The organism is Streptomyces sp. NPDC006261, from assembly GCF_040613515.1.
GTDB lineage: Bacteria > Actinomycetota > Actinomycetes > Streptomycetales > Streptomycetaceae > Streptomyces.
Genome location: NZ_JBEXSI010000074.1, coordinates 1 through 18,876 on the forward strand (window position 1 = coordinate 1; position 18,876 = coordinate 18,876).

At 69.0% G+C, this 18,876-nt stretch carries 18 protein-coding genes and 2 pseudogenes; 15 read left to right on the plus strand and 5 right to left on the minus strand.

What is annotated here, in order from left to right; all coding sequences use genetic code 11:
* The 11 genes and pseudogenes from ABZ154_RS31190 to ABZ154_RS31240 all read left to right on the plus strand — a co-directional run.
* A pseudogene (locus ABZ154_RS31190) lies at positions 1-161 on the plus strand (diaminobutyrate--2-oxoglutarate aminotransferase); the annotation flags it as partial.
* Between the two features lie 34 nt (positions 162-195).
* Positions 196-468: a hypothetical protein gene (locus ABZ154_RS31195; protein ID WP_356837726.1), complete on the plus strand. Its 273-nt coding sequence runs from the start codon at positions 196-198 to the stop codon at positions 466-468.
* A gap of 1 nt (position 469) precedes the next feature.
* Positions 470-1,966, plus strand: a complete 1,497-nt coding sequence (locus ABZ154_RS31200; RefSeq protein ID WP_356837727.1) for a class I adenylate-forming enzyme family protein — start codon at positions 470-472, stop codon at positions 1,964-1,966.
* Positions 1,959-3,203 (plus strand): alanine racemase, encoded by a 1,245-nt coding sequence (locus tag ABZ154_RS31205; protein ID WP_356837728.1) that lies wholly within the window; start codon positions 1,959-1,961, stop codon positions 3,201-3,203. The genes ABZ154_RS31200 and ABZ154_RS31205 overlap by 8 nt, the downstream gene beginning before the upstream one ends.
* A 24-nt stretch (positions 3,204-3,227) precedes the next feature.
* Positions 3,228-3,476, plus strand: a complete 249-nt coding sequence (locus ABZ154_RS31210) for a phosphopantetheine-binding protein (RefSeq protein WP_356837729.1) — start codon at positions 3,228-3,230, stop codon at positions 3,474-3,476.
* A gap of 6 nt (positions 3,477-3,482) precedes the next feature.
* On the plus strand, positions 3,483-4,685 hold the full coding sequence (locus tag ABZ154_RS31215) for an acyl-CoA dehydrogenase family protein (RefSeq protein ID WP_356837730.1): 1,203 nt from the start codon (positions 3,483-3,485) through the stop codon (positions 4,683-4,685).
* A complete protein-coding gene (locus tag ABZ154_RS31220) occupies positions 4,678-5,814 on the plus strand; it encodes an acyl-CoA dehydrogenase (protein ID WP_356837731.1) in 1,137 nt (378 codons plus the stop codon). The genes ABZ154_RS31215 and ABZ154_RS31220 overlap by 8 nt, the downstream gene beginning before the upstream one ends.
* Entirely contained in the window at positions 5,811-6,446 is a 636-nt protein-coding gene (locus tag ABZ154_RS31225; RefSeq protein WP_356837732.1) for a 4'-phosphopantetheinyl transferase superfamily protein, read from the plus strand. The genes ABZ154_RS31220 and ABZ154_RS31225 overlap by 4 nt, the downstream gene beginning before the upstream one ends.
* On the plus strand, positions 6,443-7,534 hold the full coding sequence (locus ABZ154_RS31230; RefSeq protein WP_356837733.1) for a hypothetical protein: 1,092 nt from the start codon (positions 6,443-6,445) through the stop codon (positions 7,532-7,534). Before ABZ154_RS31225 ends, ABZ154_RS31230 begins: the two co-directional genes overlap by 4 nt.
* Positions 7,459-9,003: an amino acid adenylation domain-containing protein gene (locus tag ABZ154_RS31235; RefSeq protein WP_356837734.1), complete on the plus strand. Its 1,545-nt coding sequence runs from the start codon at positions 7,459-7,461 to the stop codon at positions 9,001-9,003. The genes ABZ154_RS31230 and ABZ154_RS31235 overlap by 76 nt, the downstream gene beginning before the upstream one ends.
* 18 nt (positions 9,004-9,021) lie before the next feature.
* Entirely contained in the window at positions 9,022-9,531 is a 510-nt protein-coding gene (locus ABZ154_RS31240) for a flavin reductase family protein (RefSeq protein ID WP_356837735.1), read from the plus strand.
* Between the two features lie 14 nt (positions 9,532-9,545).
* On the opposite strand, the gene ABZ154_RS31245 is transcribed toward ABZ154_RS31240, so the two are convergent.
* Positions 9,546-10,478, minus strand: coding sequence for a LysR family transcriptional regulator (locus ABZ154_RS31245; RefSeq protein ID WP_356837736.1), 933 nt, complete (start codon positions 10,476-10,478; stop codon positions 9,546-9,548).
* A gap of 67 nt (positions 10,479-10,545) precedes the next feature.
* Between ABZ154_RS31245 and thpD the strand changes: the two genes are divergently transcribed.
* On the plus strand, positions 10,546-11,451 hold the full coding sequence (thpD, locus tag ABZ154_RS31250) for an ectoine hydroxylase (protein ID WP_356837737.1): 906 nt from the start codon (positions 10,546-10,548) through the stop codon (positions 11,449-11,451).
* A gap of 78 nt (positions 11,452-11,529) precedes the next feature.
* On the opposite strand, the gene ABZ154_RS31255 is transcribed toward thpD, so the two are convergent.
* Complete coding sequence (locus tag ABZ154_RS31255) at positions 11,530-12,453, minus strand: EamA family transporter (protein ID WP_356837738.1); 924 nt, start codon at positions 12,451-12,453, stop codon at positions 11,530-11,532.
* 650 nt (positions 12,454-13,103) lie between these two features.
* Between ABZ154_RS31255 and ABZ154_RS31260 the strand changes: the two genes are divergently transcribed.
* Together ABZ154_RS31260 and ABZ154_RS31265 are read left to right on the plus strand one after the other, a co-directional pair.
* Positions 13,104-13,607 (plus strand): lamin tail domain-containing protein, encoded by a 504-nt coding sequence (locus tag ABZ154_RS31260; protein ID WP_356837739.1) that lies wholly within the window; start codon positions 13,104-13,106, stop codon positions 13,605-13,607.
* 92 nt (positions 13,608-13,699) lie between these two features.
* Positions 13,700-13,978 carry a hypothetical protein gene (locus ABZ154_RS31265; protein ID WP_356837740.1) on the plus strand — a complete coding sequence of 93 codons (279 nt, stop codon included), beginning with the start codon at positions 13,700-13,702 and terminating at the stop codon, positions 13,976-13,978.
* A gap of 1,299 nt (positions 13,979-15,277) precedes the next feature.
* Here ABZ154_RS31265 and ABZ154_RS31270 read toward each other — a convergent pair.
* Positions 15,278-15,712, minus strand: a complete 435-nt coding sequence (locus tag ABZ154_RS31270) for a hypothetical protein (RefSeq protein WP_356837741.1) — start codon at positions 15,710-15,712, stop codon at positions 15,278-15,280.
* 339 nt (positions 15,713-16,051) lie between these two features.
* On the opposite strand from ABZ154_RS31270, the gene ABZ154_RS31275 reads away from it, so the two are divergent.
* Positions 16,052-16,960, plus strand: coding sequence for an aminoglycoside phosphotransferase family protein (locus ABZ154_RS31275; RefSeq protein WP_356837742.1), 909 nt, complete (start codon positions 16,052-16,054; stop codon positions 16,958-16,960).
* A gap of 80 nt (positions 16,961-17,040) precedes the next feature.
* Here ABZ154_RS31275 and ABZ154_RS31280 read toward each other — a convergent pair whose 3' ends face one another.
* Entirely contained in the window at positions 17,041-17,670 is a 630-nt protein-coding gene (locus tag ABZ154_RS31280) for a class I SAM-dependent methyltransferase (protein ID WP_030587128.1), read from the minus strand.
* Positions 17,671-17,875: 205 nt separating this feature from the next.
* Positions 17,876-18,779, minus strand: a pseudogene (locus ABZ154_RS31285) (transposase); the annotation flags it as partial.
* Between the last annotated feature and the right edge of the window lie 97 nt (positions 18,780-18,876).

Sequence of the window (18,876 nt, forward strand, 5' to 3'; positions counted from 1 at the left end):
CCTCCGCGGTCTGCGCCCGCGCCTTCGAGCTGGGGCTCCTGCTGGAGACCTCCGGCCCGCAGAGCGAGGTCGTCAAGCTGCTGCCGCCGCTGACCATCACCCCCGAGGAACTGGACGAGGGGCTGCGCACACTGGCCCGCTCCGTCCGCGAAACCGCCTGACGTCAACCCTCCTAGCCCCCAAAGGGGAGTTCTCATGCCCGACAAGGACACCGCACGCGGCGTCGTCCTCGCACACGCCGCACGCATCCTCGCAGTGGCCCCGGCACGGCTGCTCGCCCAGCCCAAGCTCGACACGTACCCCGCCTTCAGCTCGTTCCGCATGGTCGATCTCGTGGAGGAGCTCGAGCAGAGCCTGGGCATCACCTTCGACGAGGCCGACCTCACCCTCGAGAATCTGCGCCACCTCGATCGCCTGACGGCCGTCACGTCGCGCGCCGCCGACTCGGCCGCCACCCGGGTGGCATGAGATGAGCACTGAGCTGCTCCACCACCTGCTGGACCGGCACCGAAGGACGCCCGGGCTACCCGCTGTCACGGCCGGCGGAACCACCCTCAGCTACGAGCAACTGGCCGATGCCAGCCACCGCATGAGCCATGTACTGCACGACCACGGGCTACGCCGGGGCGACCGCCTGGTCCTGACCGGCACCTGCAACCTGCATCTACCGGTCGTCCTGTACGCCGCATCCCGGCTCGGTGTGATCTTCTCCGTGATCCACGAGGAGGTGCGGGGCGACGTCCTCGCGCACATCCTGCGGGACAGCGACCCCGAACTGTTCGTCACCTCCGACCCGGACGGCCAGGCCGCCGCGCGGGAACAGGGTGTGCTGACCGCCACCCTGGACCAGCTGGCGCAGCTGTCGGCCACAGCACCCGGGACGCCGGTCCGAACGGCCTCACCTGTGCCGGTGGACCCGGTGTGCCTGATCTACACCTCCGGCACCACAGCCATGCCAAAGGCCGTCGTCTCCACTCATGAGCAGGTCGTCTTCGCCACGCGGGCCATTGCACGGCGGCTGCGGTACGCGCAGCGCGACGTCATCTACAACGCCCTGCCGCTGTCCTTCGACTACGGGCTGTACCAAGTCTTCCTGGCTGCCGCGGCCGATGCCCATCTCCACTTGGCGGCCGCTGCGGAGACCGGCCCCGCGTTCCTCAAGAACCTGAACCGCGCTGGCGCCACGGTATTGCCGGCCGTGCCCCCGCTCGCCGCAGGACTGCTGCGCCTTCTACTGCGCCGCCACAACGAGAGGCCCCCGCTGAGGCTGATGACCAACACGGGCGCCGCCATGCCGGGAGACGTACTGACCGGTCTGCGCCGGTCACTGCCGGACCTCAAGATCCAGCTGATGTACGGACTCACCGAATGCAAGCGCGTATCGATCCTCGAGCCCGACGAGGACCTCCTACGGTCCGGCACGGTGGGCCGCCCCCTGGACGGCACCGAGGTCTTCACCGTGGACGAGGCGGGGGAGCGGCAGCCGGCCGGGCAACCGGGGGAAATCACGGTCCGCGGCCCCCATGTGATGGCGGGCTACTGGAAGCGCCCGGACCTGACCGCCGAACGCTTCGTATGCCGCGAGGGCCTCTTCCCCGAACTGCGCACGGGGGACTACGGATTCGTGGACGAGGACGGATACCTGCATTTCGACGGCCGCCGCGACGACGTCTACAAGCAGCAGGGCTTCCGGGTGAGTGCCATCGAGGTCGAAGCGGCGGCCCGCAGGCTGCCGGGTGTGGAGACCGCCGCGGTCCTCCCGCCGACGCACGACCGGCCCGAAGCGCTGCTCGTCACCGCCGGAGCAGCGGAGCCGACGGACGTGCTCCGGCTCCTGCGCGCCGAGATCGAGGCCTACAAGGTACCGCCCCGGTGTCTGCGGCTGCCGGCTCTGCCGACGAACGCCAACGGCAAGATCGACAAGAAGCGCCTCACCGAGCTGTCTCCGGAGGCATCGCGTGTCTGACGTCTTGGACTCCGTCGACTACCAGGGACCCACTCCCGCCTATGTTTACGACCTGTCGACCGTGCGCGCGGCGCATGATCAGCTTCGCGCCCAGCTTCCGGCGCCCAGCGACCTCTACTACTCCCTCAAGGCCAACCCCCATCCGGCCGTCGTCTCCACCCTGCACGAACGTGGCTGCCGCGCGGAGATCAGCTCCGTCGGAGAACTCAGGGCCGCCCTGGAAGCCGGTGTGCCCCCGGGCGACATCCTCTACTCGGGCCCCGGCAAGCGCGACAGCGACCTGGACACAGCCCTCGCCGCAGGAGTCCGTTCCTTCTCACTGGACTCCGCGCGCGCGGCACGCCAGCTTGACTCGGCAGCCGCCCGCAACGGCACACCGGCCCGTTTCCTGCTGAGGGTCAACACCGACGCGGCCGCCCCCGGAGCCGGACTGGCCATGACCGGCCTGCCCTCACCGTTCGGAGCCGACATCGCCGCCATCGAGGCGGATGCGGCTGGCTTCACCAGCCGGGCCCACGCCCGCTTCGAGGGGCTGCACCTGTACCTGGCCACGAACCTGTACGACGAGGACGCCCTCACCCAGCAGTTCACCGTCGCCATCGATACCGCGGCACGCGTGCAGAGCATCCTCGGCGTACCGCTGCGGGTACTGGACCTGGGAGGGGGCTTCGGCGCACCGTACGCACACGACGGGGCGCTGCCGGTATTCCCCGGACTGGCCGAACGGCTCGCACGCCGGCTCGACGGCGCCTTCCCCGACTGGCGCCAACAACAACCCGCCATCGCCTTCGAGTCAGGCCGCTATCTCACCGCCACGTGCGGGCGCCTCCATACCCGTGTCCTGGACGTCAAGCAGGCGCACGAGCACCGGGTGATCGTCATGGACTCGGGCATCCACCACCTCGGCGGGATGTCAGGCCTGCGACGGGTGCCGGTGATCCGCCCCCATATGCAGGGCCCCAGCGCGGGTCGTGACGGAACGCCGGAGGAAACCACCGCCATGCTCTGCGGCCCGCTCTGCACCCCCCTGGACACCTGGGCCCGCTCGACACCCATGCCACCGGTGGAGCCGGGCGACGTACTGAGCGTGCCGAATGTCGGCGCCTACGGACTGCACGCCAGCCTCGTGCTCTTCCTGGGCCATCCGCTGCCCGACGAAGTCGTGGTGGACGGCCCCGAGCACGTGGGGACCAGCCGCCTGGACGTGCACCGCGCCGACCTCGTGCAGCCTGCCTGAACCACCACAGAAAGGACCTCACTCATGGACAGCGGCTTCACCGATCTCCTCCGCCCGCACCTGCGCTTCCTGCCGACCGGCAAGCCCTTGGCCGCCGACGCCTCCCTGCGCGACCTGGGGCTCACTTCCATGCAGGCGATCGAGGTGATGTTCGACATCGAGGACCGCTACGGGGTCAGCCTGGACGACGAACAGCTCAACGACGTCACCTTCTCCACCGCCGAACACCTCTGGCGCGCCGTCGACCAGGCGCGCACCAGCTCGGCAGCGTGATCGCCGATGACCACCTTCGATCAGCTCGGTCACACGGCCCCGCTCCCCGGCCCGGGCGACGGCGCGACCCCGGACCTCGACGCGCTCCTCGCAACAGTCCGGCAGCATGCCACCCGGACCGACGAGGAAGCGTCCTTCCCCACCGCCGCCCTGACCGAGTTGCGCCGAAGCCGGCTCCTCGGCCTCCTGGTCCCGGTGGAGTACGGCGGGCTCGGCGGCACCCTCACCGACATGCTCGACATCGCCGCCAAACTGTCACGCGAGTGCATGTCGGTCGGCATGATCTTCGCCATGCACTGCCAACAGGTCGCCGCCCTCGTCCACCACGCAGCACCGCGGCTGCGCGAGGAACTTCTCCCCGCCGTCGCCCGGGGCGAGGTCTACCTCGCTTCAGTCACCACCGAGGCCGGCACCGGGGGGCACCTGCTCACCTCCGACACCCCCCTTACCGCCGGCGCGGACCGCCTCCACATCGACCGGGCGGCCCCCGTGGTCACCGGAGGGACGCACGCCGACGGTTTCCTGATCACCACACAGGCCCCGGGCGCAACCTCCCCCCACCAGGTCTCCCTCATCTACGCCGACCGGTCGCAGCTCGACGCCGCCCCCACAGGGCACTGGGACCCGCTGGGCATGCGCAGCACCCACAGCCTCCCCCTGCGCCTGCGGGGCTCCGTCCCCCCGCACCAGGTCGTGGGGGAGCACGGCAGCTTTCGTGACATCACTGTGCGGACCTTCGCCCCCATGGCCCACCTCGGCTGGTCGTCCTGCTGGCTGGGCACGGCAACAGGCGCCCTGTCCCGCACCGTCTCCTGGCTGCGCAGCCCCGAGGAGCGAAAACGCCGCGACATGAGCAGCGAACTACTCCTCACCAGGCTCGCCACCGTCCGACAGCGCCTGGAGACCACGCACGCCCTGATCCGGTACGCTGCGACCGCCTACCAGGAGGCGGCCCGCGACCCCGCGACGCCCCCCGCGCAGCTCCTGATGAACACTGTCAAGATCACCGCATCCGAACAGTGCTTCGCCGCCGTCGACGAGCTCGTCGAACTCGCAGGACTGCGCCACGGATACATGCGCAACGCCCCCCTCGCCCTGGAACGGGCCTGGCGCGATCTGCGCTCGGCCTCGCTGAACTACAGCAACGACCGGCTGCGCCTGGCAAACGGGACGATGACCCTCATGGACCAGGAGGTCACCCATGCCTGAGACACCGGATCTGCGCACCCGTGTCGAGGAGGCGCTCGCCTCCATCGGTGCGGACGGCACCACACCCGCGCGAGACGTTTGGAAGGCACTCGGCACCGCCGGAATCCTCAGCACCCTGTACGAGGAATCAACCCGGGACGACCGGTACGGGCTCGACCCCGCCGCGCTGCGGACGACGCTGACCGTCCTCGACGCCACCCTTCCCCTGGCGAGCACCCTCAGCTTCTGCGTCCAGGCGGCGACCGCCCTGCCACTCCTGCGCGATGCGCCGCCCGGCGGGCCGCCCTCGGACATCGCACGGCAGGCGGAAGAAGGCCGATGCGTGCTGGCGCTCGCGGCGACCGACGCCGACGCCGCAGGATCGGACCTCACCGGCATGGGGACCCGCGTCGAAACCGACGGCGGCACCCTTGTCCTGACCGGCGGCAAACGCTGGATCGTCAACGCGACCACCGCCGATCACGCTCTCGTCCTGGCTCGACGGCGCCCCGGAGACCACTTCAGCAACTTCTCCCTGCTGCTGGTGCCGCTCACGGCACCGGGCGTACGCGCCGACCCCACCGACACCCTGTGGTTCAGCGGTTCCGGAGTCGGTTCGCTGCACTTCGACGGGGTACGGCTGCCCACCGACCACATCATCGGCTCACCTTCCCGCGGACTCGCCGCCTTCACCCGCCGCATCACCACGGAGCGGCTGGCCAGCGGCCTCTGGGCCGATGCCCTGACCCGCCGGGTCCTGGCTGCGACGTACCGCATGCTGACCGAGCGCCGCATCGCCGACGGCCCGCAGTGGGCCCACGCCGCGGTGCGGCATGACATGGCCGCCGCGCTGCTCGGTGCACAACGCCTACAGGCCCTGTGCGACCAGGCAAGCGCCCCCGCCACAGACCACCTCAAACCCACCGTGACCACCGCCGTGCTCAAGGCGGCCGGTGCGGAAACCCTGGAACAGGTGCTGAACATGTGCGCGCAGCTCCAGGGGGCTCGCGCCTTCACCCACACGGGCCTGCACCATCTGCGTACCGAAGCGGCGATGTTCGGCATCGCGGGCGGCACCAGCCACACCCTCCGGGAACTGATCGCCGACCACGCCGACACGCTCCTGGGGGTACGGGAGTGCCCGTCGTGATCACCACCTTCACCCCGCGACCCGGACTGCACCTCGCGGTTGCCTCCATACCGGCGGCACTGAACACCCTGAGGTCCGCCGACATCAGCCCCGCCTCACGCACCATGCCCCCCTGGAGGGCCCGCGAGCACCTGGCGGGGCGCGCCCTCGCCCGCACCCTGCTCAGCAAGAGCCTCGGGCTCCCCTCGCACACACCGTTGCGATCCCGGACGGGCGGCCCGCCCTGCGTACCCGGCCATCCCCGGCTGTCGGTCAGCATCTCCCACAGCGGTGACACCGTGGCCGCGGCCGTCGCCCACCAGCCGGTCGGGATCGACATACAGGCCCCCTCACCACCCAGCGAGGGCCTCCTGCGCCGATGCTGCTCCCCCTCAGCCGCCGCCGCCCTGCGACGGCTCCCGCCCGAGGAACGCGCTCTGCACTTCGCCTACCTCTGGACCGCCCAGGAGGCATGCGTGAAAGCACTCGGCACAGGACTGGCCGGGGCCCCGTGGCGCATCGATGTGGCTCCCGGCGCGCGGGAAGGGCGTTGGCGGCGGCTGACCTGGCGCCATCTGACCGACATCGGGAGCCCGCTGCCCACCTGTCTGGCCTACGGCCGTCCCGTTGCCGAGGGAGAGGAGGGACCGTGACCGAGCGATCCGGCGTCGCGCAACCGAGCGCTGCCACCCACGCCACGAGCGCCCACGAAGCCGCTCTGAGCTGCTATACCAGCGCTCTCCTGGCCTACCTGGCCGAAGAGGACCCCAGCGCACCCGACCGCGTCGCGCGGTCCACCCGACTCGCCGTCCAGCCCTCGCCCACGTCCGTACCGCTGGTCTTCCGGCACCACGCCGCCGGCCTGGACCGGCTGCCGGACGGCACCGCCCTGCGTCCCGCGGGGGCCGAGCCTCTGGCCGAGGCGCTCGCCGGACTGGCCGAGGAGGTCCACACGTACGGCCGGGCGCTGTTCGCCGCGGACGCCGCCCGGCTGCCCTGGGCACCGCCCGGCCAGGAACCGGCCCCCCACTTCCTGGTGGCGACCGCCCGGGGAAACGGCCGTTGGTACCTGCACGACCACTTCACCGGCCTGTTCCCCAACGGACAGGAGCAACTGTCCTTCAGCGGCTGGGTAACCGACGCCTCCATGGCCGCCCTGTTCACCACGGACGACCACTACAGTCCGGTCCAGCGCCGGCGCACCGCCGAAGTGTTCGGCCGCACTCTGGCCGCACCGCCCAAGGGAACCCGCCACTGGTTCACCCGGGTCCGCGCCGACACCTCCAGCCGTGTACCGGACGAGGGCACCTGGTGCACCGACCCCGAGCACATTGCCGGCCACCTGCTGGAGCACCTGCGAACCGCCGGCACGAACCCCGGTGAGCCGACGCTCCTGGAGGACCTCTGGGCCGCGTCACGTCATCACCAGTACAAGTACCGCCGCGCCCTCGATGCCCCAGGGCGCAGCCGTCCCCAGGAACACGACGAAGCGCTGCGCCAGGCCCTGACCCGCTGGTCAGGGCTGCCCAGGACGCTGCGCTTCGCGATCAACTCGGCCCGGCGGGGCCGTCCGCGCGACTCACTGCTCGAGACCGCCGTCCACGACCTGGCGCGGGCGGAGGACTTGGCCCGGTCGGTCCTTCTCCAGGAAGACAAGGAGCACCCGTGGCCAGCCACCGAACCATCCATGACCGCTTCCTCGGAACGGCAGCCGCCCATCCGAACCGTGAGGCACTCGTGACAGGCGCACACCGCCTGGACTACGCACAACTGACGGCCGCGGCGGAGCACGTAGGCAACGCCCTGCAGGCGGAAGGGATCGGTCCGCGTTCCCGCATCGGGCTGCTCGCCGACCGGAGCGTCACCAGCTACGCCGGCTATCTCGGCGTCCACCTGGCCGGAGCCACGGTCGTTCCGCTCAACCCGGCCTTTCCCTCCGCACGCAACGCCGCCATCGCGTCGGCCGCCGGGCTCGACCTCATCGTGGCGGACGAAGGAGCTGCGCACGAGGTGGGCGGCCTCGGGCCCGTCCTCGACTTCGACAGCGGCTTTTTGGCTTCCTGCTGCGGCCCTCACGCATTCACAGCGCTCGCCGCCGGCCCGGACGACCCGGCGTACATCCTGTTCACCTCCGGCTCCACCGGCGCGCCCAAGGGCGTGCCCGTGCTCCACCGCAACGCCGCCGCCTACATCCGCCACATGCACGGGCGTTACGGCATCGGCCCCGGGAGCCGGCTGTCGCAGACCTTCGACCTGACCTTCGACCCGTCGGTCTTCGACATGTTCTGTGCCTGGAGCACGGGGGCGGCCCTCGTCGTCCCCAGCCGGGAGGACCTCCTGGATCCGGTCCGCTTCGTCAACGACCAGGCCCTGAGCCACTGGTTCTCCGTGCCCTCGGTCATCTCTCTCGCGTCGCGGCTGCGCCGCCTGAAACCCTCGTCGATGCCCACGCTGCGCCACAGCCTGTTCGCCGGAGAAGCGCTCACGCTCACCCAGGCCCGTGCTTGGCGGACCGCGGCGCCACACAGCGAGATCGTCAATCTGTACGGTCCCACCGAACTCACCGTCACGTGCACCGAGTACCGCCTGCCGGCCGAGCCGGCCGATTGGCCCGAGACACCGAACGGCACGGTGCCGATCGGATACGCGCACCCCCACCACGATATCGCCGTACTGGACGAGAGCCTGCGCCCGGCGGAGGAGGGCGAACTCGTCGCCCGTGGCCCGCAGCGGTTTCCCGGCTACCTCGACCCGACAGCCGACACGGGACGCTTCGTCGACCCGCAGAGCACCGAGACCTTCCGGTCGGACGGCCGCACGGCGCCCGGCGACAACTGGTTCTACCGCACGGGCGACTGCGTTCGGCTGCACGATGGCGTGCTCCTGCACCTGGGCCGCCTCGACCAGCAGGTGAAGATCCACGGCTACCGGGTAGAGCTCGGCGAGATCGAGGCCGCCATGCGCGCCAGGCCCGGAGTCCAGGAGGCGATCGTCGTGGCGGCCAGCCCCGGCCCGCAGGTGGAACTCCGCGCCGCGTACGTCGGCGAAAGCGAAGTGTCCTTCGTTCAGGAGGAGCTCCTGCAGCGGCTGCCGGCCTACATGGTGCCGTCCTCCGTGACACGGCTCGACACTCTGCCGCTGAACGCCAACGGCAAGGTCGACCGCGGAGCGATCGCCACCGCCCTGGAGCCCGCCGCCACCCGCAACTAGACGAGGGAGACAAAACCCGTGATCACCCCGCTGCGCGAAGACGGACGCACGGACACCACCGACGCCTTCCGCTCCGCCATGGCCCACCTGCCCACCTGCGTCACCGTCATCACCACCTCCGGCGACACCGGACCCGTCGGGTGCACCGCCAGCGCGGTGATCTCCCTGTCGATGGATCCGCCCAGCATGCTGATCTCCCTCGCCGCGACCAGCCAGACACTGCGGCACATCGTGGAACAGCGGGCCTTCGCCGTGAACGCCCTCAGCTGGAACCAGCGCACACTGACCCAGCAGTTCGCGAGCGGTGATCCCCGCCGTCGCTTCGACGACGTCCCCCATGCCCTGCGCCACGGCCAACCGGTCCTCACGCACGCCGCGACCGCGGTGGTCTGCACCGTCGAAACGGTCCAGCAGGCCCTGGACCACGTCCTCGTGGTGGGAAGGGTCACCTGGAGCGGGCACCGTATCGAACACACGCCACTCGTCTACCATCAGCACCGCACGCACCCCGGCCCGTCCGCGTCATGACTGCGGCAGGAGGGTCACCGTCCGGTCAGTACGCTGATGCCGTCCCGGGCCCCGGCCGCCCCGCGCAGCGCCGCCAGGCCGCGGGCCACTGCCGGCTGTTCATGGCTGCCCATGCGGATACAGGTCACCAGACGCCTGGCGGGTACCGGGGCGCCGCGCAGCGGGACCCGGACAACGGGCACACCGGCCGGGATCGGGGCCAGACGTGGCAGCAGACTCACCCCGAAACCATGGGCCACCAGCGACAGGATGGCGTTCCACTCCTGCGCCCGGTGTTCGATGTGCGGCGAGAACCCGGCCGCCTGGCACGCCGCCAGGATCAGCTGGTGCTGGTCGATGCTGTCGGGAGCGGCGACGAACGCCTCCGACGCCGCTTCCGCCAGCTCGACGGGACCGCGCCCGGCCAGTGGGTGCCCTTCCGGGACGATCAGATCCTGTGGATCCTCGGCGAGCGGGCGCTGATCGAAGCGCTGGTCCCGGGGGGTCGGGTTGCCGGGCAGAGGTACGACCAGCGCGATGTCGATGCGATCGCTCAGCAGCAGGTCGAAGCAGGCGGACGACTCCGCTTCGCTCATCTCGACCCTCATGGCCGGGAACTCCTCCCGTATGGAAAGCGCCGCTGGAATCAGCAGTGCCGACAACGCCGTCGGGAACGCGCTCATGCGCAGCACCCCGCCCGCGCCCCGCCCGAAGGCGGCCAGTTCCGCGGTGGCGCTCTCCCACTGGGCGTATAGGGCGTCAGCGTGGCGCAGGAGAGCGTGAGCTGCCTGCGTCAACCGCACCCGCCGGCCGTGCCGTTCGAGCAGCACCACCTTCAGGTCCTTGGACAGCGACTGGATCTGCTGGGAAACGGCAGAAGGCGTCAGGTGCAGCACCGCCGCCGCCTCCGTGACCGTCCCGTGCTGGTGAACAGCTCTGAGCACTTGCAGACGCCGCAGATCGATCATGACTCAACTAGTACACGACCTCCATGCCCATCTCCAGCCCCTGCACGCCTCGCCCAAGGAGGAAGACATGACGACGACCACCCACCGGCGCACGGACCTCTACCCCACGCGAACCGTCTCGGAGCCGCGCCCCCAACCCCGCCAGGACCCCACCGTCTGGTCGACCGCCACCGGTCCGCTCGACCGCGCCCGCCTTGCCCGGTACGACAGCGAGGGATACCTGGTCCTGGAGAACCTCCTCAGCCCGCAGGAGGTCGAGCACTACCTCGCCGAACTGCGCCGGCTGAACGAGGACGAGACGCTTCGGGGCACCGAGCGGGTGGTGCGTGAGCCCGACTCCGACGAGATCCGTTCGATATTCGAAGCGCAGAAGATCAGCGCTGTCTTCGCGGAGCTCATCCACTCACCGCGTCTGACGGATATCGCCCGGCAGGTGCTCGGCTCCGATGTGTACGTGCACCAGAGCCGCGTGAACTACAAGCCCGCGTTCGGCGGCGCGGAGTTTGACTGGCACTCGGACTTCGAGACGTGGCACTCGGAGGACGGTATGCCTCGACCCCGTGCCTTCAGCATCTCCATCGGCCTCACCGACAACCACCCCTTCAACGGGCCGCTCATGGTCATGCCGGGTTCCCACAAAACGTTCATCCCCTCCGTGGGGGAGACGCCCGACAACTACCACAAGGAGTCCCTGCGGGTGCACCGGCTCACGGTCGGATCGGTCGATCACGACAGCCTGATCCGCATGGCCGACCGGCATGGTATCCAGCAGGTGACCGGTCCGGCCGGGTCCGCGGTGATGTTCGACTGCAATATCCTCCACGGGTCCAACGGCAATATCACCCCCTACCCGCGGTCCAACATCTTCATCGTCTACAACAGCACGGAGAACACCCTGGAAGAGCCTTTCGCGGCTCCTCGGCCCAGGCCGCAGTATCTGGGCAACCGCGACTTCACCCCGGCGCCCCGATAGCGGACCGAGCGGGCGCTCCTCGCAAGGCGCGCCCGCTCATCGCCGTGGCCGCTCAAAGCCGTGGCCGGCTGATCCTCGTCACTCCTTCGGCCTCTTCCGCGGAGTGGTCACGGTTCCCATTGAGGCCAGCACCACGCAGCCGATGGCCAGCCACTGCGTACCGGTGAGAATCTCTCCCAGCACCACCACGGCGGCCAGCCCCGCGACGGCCGGTTCCAGACTCTGGAGCACGGCCACGGTCCGGGGAGGCAGCCTGCGCAGTCCCGCCATGTCGAGCGTGTAGGGGATGGCCGCGGACAGCAGCGCGACCCCGAGCCCCGCCGCCAGGACCCACGGCTGAAGCATCGCCGAGCCGCCCTGCCACACGGCGGTCGGCATGGACAGCACCGCGGCCCATGCGACGGCGTACGCGAGGTAGTCGCCGTTGGAGGTCCTGGCGCCGGCGCGCTTGTTCAGCACCACGTAGATCGCCATTGAGGCGCCGGACACCAGAGCGAATACCGTGCCGGAAATCGAGAGCCCGCCGTCTCCTCCGGGGTTGGCGAAGAGAAAAACACCGAGCCACGCAAGAAGTGCCCACAGGAAGTCGATGATGCGCCGCGATCCGGCCAATGCGAGCACCAGCGGCCCCAGGAACTGCAGCGTGACCGCGACCCCGACATCAAGGCGCTCCAAGGCGAGGTAGATGACGTTCATTCCGGCGATCGAGGTCCCCAGGGCGACGATCAGGCCCCTTTCGCGCCAACTCCTCGGCAGCGTCGGCCGCCATATCGCACAGAGCACCAGCGCGGCGAAGGCCAACCGGAGAAAGATGACGCCCAGGGGCCCTACGGCACCGAACAATTGTTTGCCGAAGGCTTGGCCGACCTGAATGCTGATGACGCTTCCGACGATGAAGAGCGGACCTGGAACAGTGGGCCTTCGTTTCGTGCCGACCGTGATCGGCCCTTTTTCGCTCCGCCCTCGATCGCCGCGCTCGCGTGCTGTCGTGTCTGTGGCCATACGGGGAGGGTGCCCTGGCGACCAGGAAGCAACCTCTAATGTTTTTACATGCGAAAAATTAGTGCAGTCTAAAAGGTTGCACGGGATAGCTGGATCGCGCGCCCCGCCGAGTCCCCGCACCTACGACATCGCGATGTGTGCTGGGCCTCGGCCGCGCCCAGAGTGAATGGGAGGCCGAGGTGGTCCAGACCGGCTGTCCGGCGTCCTGACTGGTGCGGCCCGCGGGAAAATGTCTCCCGGAAATTCTCGAGCAGGTCGGTCAGTGGAGCGTCATCCCGCGAGCGTCAGGAGCGGCCACGATCCTCAGGTTGGATCTGGCCGGTGAGATGTCGGTCATCGCTGTGAGCTGTAGGTCGTTTGGGCGACGGAGCAGTACATCTACCCTCGTGCAGTTGGTGGCGGCGGCCTGGCTGTTCGTCTGGGGTCGAGCGCTGAGGATAGGTGCTGCGCGCGCACACTCCGAGCAGCAGTGTTGTCCGGAGACCGCGCCCATCTTGCATCGCACGGGCACATTGCCGGCTGAGGTCTGTGAGCTGTCTTTCAGCACCTCAAGTCGCGTGCGGGTATTCTTCCCTGTTCCTTCACCAGAAGGTCACAGGTCTCGATAGTCTCCTGGACGCTACATTCGCACCATTGAGGGGGGACTCCTCATGCATGTCCGTCGTGCCCTGACCGCCGCTGCTACCGCCGCTTCGGTTCTCGCCCTCGGCCTCGCGGCCGCCGCTCCGGCGCAGGCCGCCGAGTACTCCTCGGCCTTGAAGATCAAGGGTGTTCAGTACGACGCCCCCGGCTCGGACTCCAACAAGTGCTCCGGTGGTAACACGAAGCACGAGTACCTGACGATCAAGAACTACTCGCGCACCGCGACCGTGAACCTGAAGGGCTACGTCGTCAAGGACGCTGCCGGCAACAGGTTCACCTTCCCGGCGACCCACAAGCTGCAGCCCGGCAACTACATCAAACTGCGTGGCAACTACGGCACCGATTCCGACGCCAAGAACGTGGTCTACCGGCAGAACTGCAACTTCATCTGGAACAACGACAAGGACACTATCTACCTGTACAAGCCCTCCGGCGCCCGTGCGGACGTGCACTCGTACACCAAGAAGTCCAACGACCGTGACGGCAACGGCTACATCACCTACCACGGATAGCGAAGTACGGGCGCCGGCAGCTGACCAGCGGTTGGCGCCCGAACGTCGCCGGAGACGACGCACTCGCCCGCGCCCGAGCCGCCCGCGAGCAGATGGCCGCCGCGCTCGACGAGGACCAGGAGCCCGAACTCGACGAGGACCTGGGGTGGCAGCCGGTCTGGAAGCGGCCCCGAAAGCACAAGTCCAAAGCGGCGAAGAAGCTGGAGCCGCACACGCAGCGGCGTCGGCTCCAGGACGCCGGGAAACGCCGCCTCGCCGCCGGGGAGTCCCGTCGGCCCCGCCCCCGGCAGAACCGGATCGGCAACGCCGCCGCGCGTCGCGATGCCCGCGCCCTGTCCCGGGTGCGGCACTCCACCGCCTGGCTGTGGTGACGATGCCGGGCCTCGTCCACCGAGTGGGCGCCACCGAATGGAGCCCACTTTGGTGCTCCGAATGACGATGGCCGCCACTCCCCTGCGTCCCGTTCGGCACGATGTTCCACACCGCACACGTTGCGCGCCGCTGCTCCTCTCATCGTCGGCACTGACGACAGCGAGAAGTGCCATGCCTGAAAGTTGGAACGCGCTGAACAGCCATTCTCCAACTGGAACGACCGTTGGAACTGGAGCTCGGCCACTGGCATCAGTACGGCTGGATCACGGTCGAAGCCGCGCGGTTGCACGCCTCGTGCGCGGGCTAGTTTTTGAAACCGGCCCCGGTTCGAGCAGCAGGTGGAACTGGTGACGCTCTGGCCGAGCTCACGTGGGCGAGGGCTTTTCCACCATCGTGTGCTCGTTGGAACGACCGGAAGGCCGGGTTGGAATCCGCTCCGGTGCAGGGGGCGGCGGGGCAGACCGCAGGGGCCGCAAAGGGAGCGCCGGACCGGCGAGGAGTCTTCGCCGGTCCGGCAGCGCCCGATCATGCCGCACGTCCTGGCCTTGGGACACGGGAGGGCGCCGGGCGGCAGCGTTGTTCGTAGTCTGCGTGACGGTTCGCGCTCCTACGATGATCTCTGTGACCACTCGCCGCGTCCTTGGCGCAGGCCCCCAAGCTTCCGGGCCCAGCAGTATCCGCGCAGCCGAAGCCGACATCATCGACGCACTGCCCGGCATACGCCTGCCCGACCTCGACGACCTACGAGCGCGCGGGGTGGTCGGATCCCATCTGGCTGCCACGGCAAGCACCCGCCGGGCCCTCGGAACCGGGACTGCGGACGGAGAGGACCCGCCGGCCAGGGCGGTCTTCTCCGGGCCCGGAGGAATGGGTTCGCCCGGACCGGGATGAGGAACGGGATGTTCTGGCCCCACCCACTGCCGGGAAGTTCCACTCCCCACCGCATGGTGAGTTCCACTCTCCATCCCAGGTCAGATCACTTGCTCGTCCCTGCTCACCAGATCGGTGATGGTCCGGCGGTACCGCGTGGGTTTCACCCGGTGGGTTCCACTCCCGCACGCGTCACGATGTTCCGTTCCACTCCCGGTGGCCTGTACCGGCGGCCGACCCCTTGACCAGGTACGGCCCGGCGCGTTTCTCCTTGCCAGAGCACGTTCCGGTCGCCGGTCAGGCCGTGGTCAAGGGGGTGTGTGATAGAGGGCCCGCACGCCGTGCGCCCGGTGCGGTGGCGCCCCCAGGCACGCGGCGCGGAGCGGTGGTGCGCCCGCGATGAGCACCACCGCCGTCCCGGACGCGTTCTACGCGGTGGTGGGGTGCGCCTCCATCGCCTGCTCCATCCCCGCGGCCTCCAACTGGCGCAGGACGTCGGCGACGTCGCCCTGGTCCCCGGTGAGGATGTTCTCGGTGAACCGGACGATGGTCGCGGCGACGCCCGGCGCATTGGCCAGGCACTCGCCGTGGCAGAGGAGCTCCAGCAGGAGCCGGCCGAGTGCCGCTGCCAGGAAGGAGTGCGCGCACGGCGCCCCGTCGCAGTCGTCCGCGGCGGTGATGGGGATGATGACGCGCGCGGCGACGTCCAGGAGCAGCCGGTGCAGCTCCGGGCCCGTGTCGTCGGCGACCGCGCGGGCGGTGTCGATGTCGTCGGCCTGCAACGCCCGGATGTAGGCGAAGGCGGCGGCGACGTCCTCCAGTTCCATCGGGGCGAGCGGCGCGGTGACGGTGTTCTCGGGCATGACAGCTCCTCAGCGACGGGCCGCCCCGCTGATCGAGGCGGCTCAAGAGGAGCCTCTGTTGGCGGCCCTGTGGACAGAGTCCAGCGCTGAGGAAGGAGAACTCTCCCCCTCCTTCCTGTTGTGACTGTTCGCGATAGTTGGCGGATGTTCGCGATAGTTGGCGAGCCGACGTCAGAGAGTGATCAACCTACGCAGAGTTACTGTCCGGTCGAGCTGAAGCTGGCAGAGTCTCACTCGGTCTCACCTGGCCTGGCAGATCCTCAAGGGATCGAGGTACGTACAGCGGCCGCCTCGGGAAAATGACTGGCGGCGGCGAAGCCTGGGCAGAAGGCTCTCACCGTGACACTTCATGAGAACGAGATCCGTGTGAATGAGACGGTCGTCCGGTCACTGCTGCGGGAACAGCGACCGGAGTGGGCCGACCTCCCCATATCGCCGGCCGGTGCGGGCACGGACAACACGATGTACCGGCTCGGCGACCAACTGCTCCTTCGGCTACCGCGCACCCCGGACAACGCGAAGGCCGTACGGAAAGAGCAGACCTGGCTGCCACGGCTGGCGCCAGATCTTCCCTGTCGCATCCCGGAGCCGGTGCACAACGGCACGCCGAGTTCCGCATTCCCGCTCGCCTGGTCGGTGTACCGCTGGATCGATGGCGAGGAAGCCGGTCCGGGATCGGTCAGAGACTGGGCCGCCTTCGGAGGTGACCTGGCAACGATCGTGCAGAGCCTGCATTCCATCCCCCTCATGGGAGCCACTCGCCAGGACGGGCTCAGCTGGTACCGCGGAGGTGGCCTGCACGCTTGTGACCGGTGGATCAGCGGGTGCTTCGACAACTGTCGAACGATCCAGGGACTCGACCTCGACATCGCGCATCTGCAACACCTGTGGCAGAGCGCGCTCACCCTGCCCGAGCCTTCTGCCTGCCATGTGTGGCTCCACGGAGACCTCAAACCCACCAACCTTCTGGTCCAGCAGGGGAAGCTGCACGCCGTCATCGACTTCGGAGGCCTCTCAGTCGGCTTTCCCGACGCCGAACACTCGCCTCTGTGGGATTTTCCACCTGGGGCTCGACAGGCGTACTGGGACGCCACAAGCCTCGACGACGTGACATGGCTGCGTGCCCGGGCGTGGGCCATCGCTGTCGGAGTCAGCGGGGTGTCGTACTACTGGGGCACCTATCCCCTTTTCGTCAGCGAATGCTTGTCGCGTCTCCGCGCGATCCTGGAGGCTATCGGCGAGCAGTGAACCAGTCCCGCACATGGCGCTTCAGACGAACTTCATCCACGCGGATCTACACCACTCCGTTCCAGGCCACGGGGCACGCTCTAGGGGCGGCGGGCCAACAAATGAGCGTCGAGGAAGCCCCGCTCGGAGGCCGGGTCGTGGAGCAACCGAGCAACCGTGACGAGCCCGGCCCCGGCCAGCAACTCGGCAAACCGCTCGGCCGGCCAACTATAGGCGGGCGTCACTTTGTGATCGAAGCGGACCGGCTCCGGTCCTTCGGTCCCGAAGAACGACACCAGGAGCAGGCCCCCTGGTGCCAGGACACGCACCTGCTCGGCGAGCAGCGCGGGCAATTCCCCAGGCGGGGTATGGATCATCGAGTAGTGGGCCAGCACTCCGCCGAGCGCGCCGTCCTCGACCGGCAGGGCCTCCATTCGCGCTTCGTCGAACCGCAGCGCCGGATGGGCCCGCCGGGCGTGGTCGACCATGGCCGGGGAGAGGTCGAGCCCGAAGGCGTCCAGCCCCAAGTCGTGCAGCATGGCCGTCAGATGTCCGGGCCCGCACCCGACGTCGGCTGTCCGCAGGTTCCCCGTCCCACGCACGAGCTCGGCGAAGGTGCCGATCATGTTTCGCGCGAACGGCTGTGTCTCCAACCGATTAGCGAACATTGACGCATACAGCTCGACAACCCCGTCGTAGGCCGTCCTGGTCTCGCCCTGGTGTTCCAACACGGGAAGGAAACTAACACCCGTGCCGTTCGCAGCCGTTGCTCGGCCCCATACCTACCCTTCCCCTCGGGACTGTTCGTTCCGTCACCTGATCAAGGGGCACCCTCAGTAGTTCGGAGAAGGGACAGTTACGAACAACTGCGGTGATCGGCCGGCGGGTCTGTCAAACGAGCGGCTCTGTTCCGTAGTCGGTGGTGACGTTCCGTTGTCACGACAGGAGGATGCGGTGGCGGAGGAGGTCGAATCCTGCTCGGCCATGCATCTGACTCATGATCCGTTTGGTGCGGGTGTTGACGCCTTCGGTGCGGCCGTTGGGGTGGGGCAGGGTGAGGCCGGCGTTGACTGCGGCGCGGTCGAGTTCCAGGCCGTTGCAGAAGCTGTGTAGGTGGGGCAGGTCGGCTGCACGGACGTCGGCGATCCATTCGGTGAGGTGGGGTGTCATTGGTCCACAAGTGTTCGGGGTGTGTGAGCAAGAGCCGGGTCGCGTGGCGCGGGGTGATCACCGGCCGGTTTCCCTCGGCTCGTCCCTGGGTGAGGTAGCGGACCAGGAGGTTGTGGCTGCCGGTGTAGCCCTGGGCTTTGATCTCGTGGAACAGCTGGGTGACGGCGACTGCGGGCTCGGTCGCACGTCGGATCCGTAGGTGCTCGCGGTAGGGGTCGACCAAGGTGGTCCGGTAGCGGGGCGCGATGCGGTCGGCCGGGGGTTCGGGGATGCGGGAGTAGCGCTTGACGGTGTTCAGGGCCAGGTCGAGGCGGCGGGAGCATTCCAGCAGTCCGACGCCCCGTCCGAGGAGATCGTGGATCTGGTGCCAGCGCTCGCGGATCGTCTGCTCGTGGACCCCGCCGGGGCGGGCCGGGTTGACCGTGGCCCAGCACGAGGCATGGGCCCGCACTTCGGCCAGGACCTTGTCGCACAGATTCCGCCACAGGTGCCATCGGTCGCTGACCTGCACCGCGTCGGGCAGGGCCCGGCGGATCGCCTCGGCATAGGTAGCCGAGCCGTCCCGGCAGACGGTCTCGACGCCGGGGTGCTCGAGCAGCCAGGCTTCCAGACCAGCGGCCTCGCGGCCGGGCAGCACGTCGATGCGCTCGCCTGTTTCGGCGTCGATGATGCTCGGCAACCTGCGGCCCAAGCGGGCCCGGATCGTGCCCGAGTAGGCGCCGGTCGTGCCCGACCCTGAACTGCCGCGCTCCACCACGGAGCCGGAG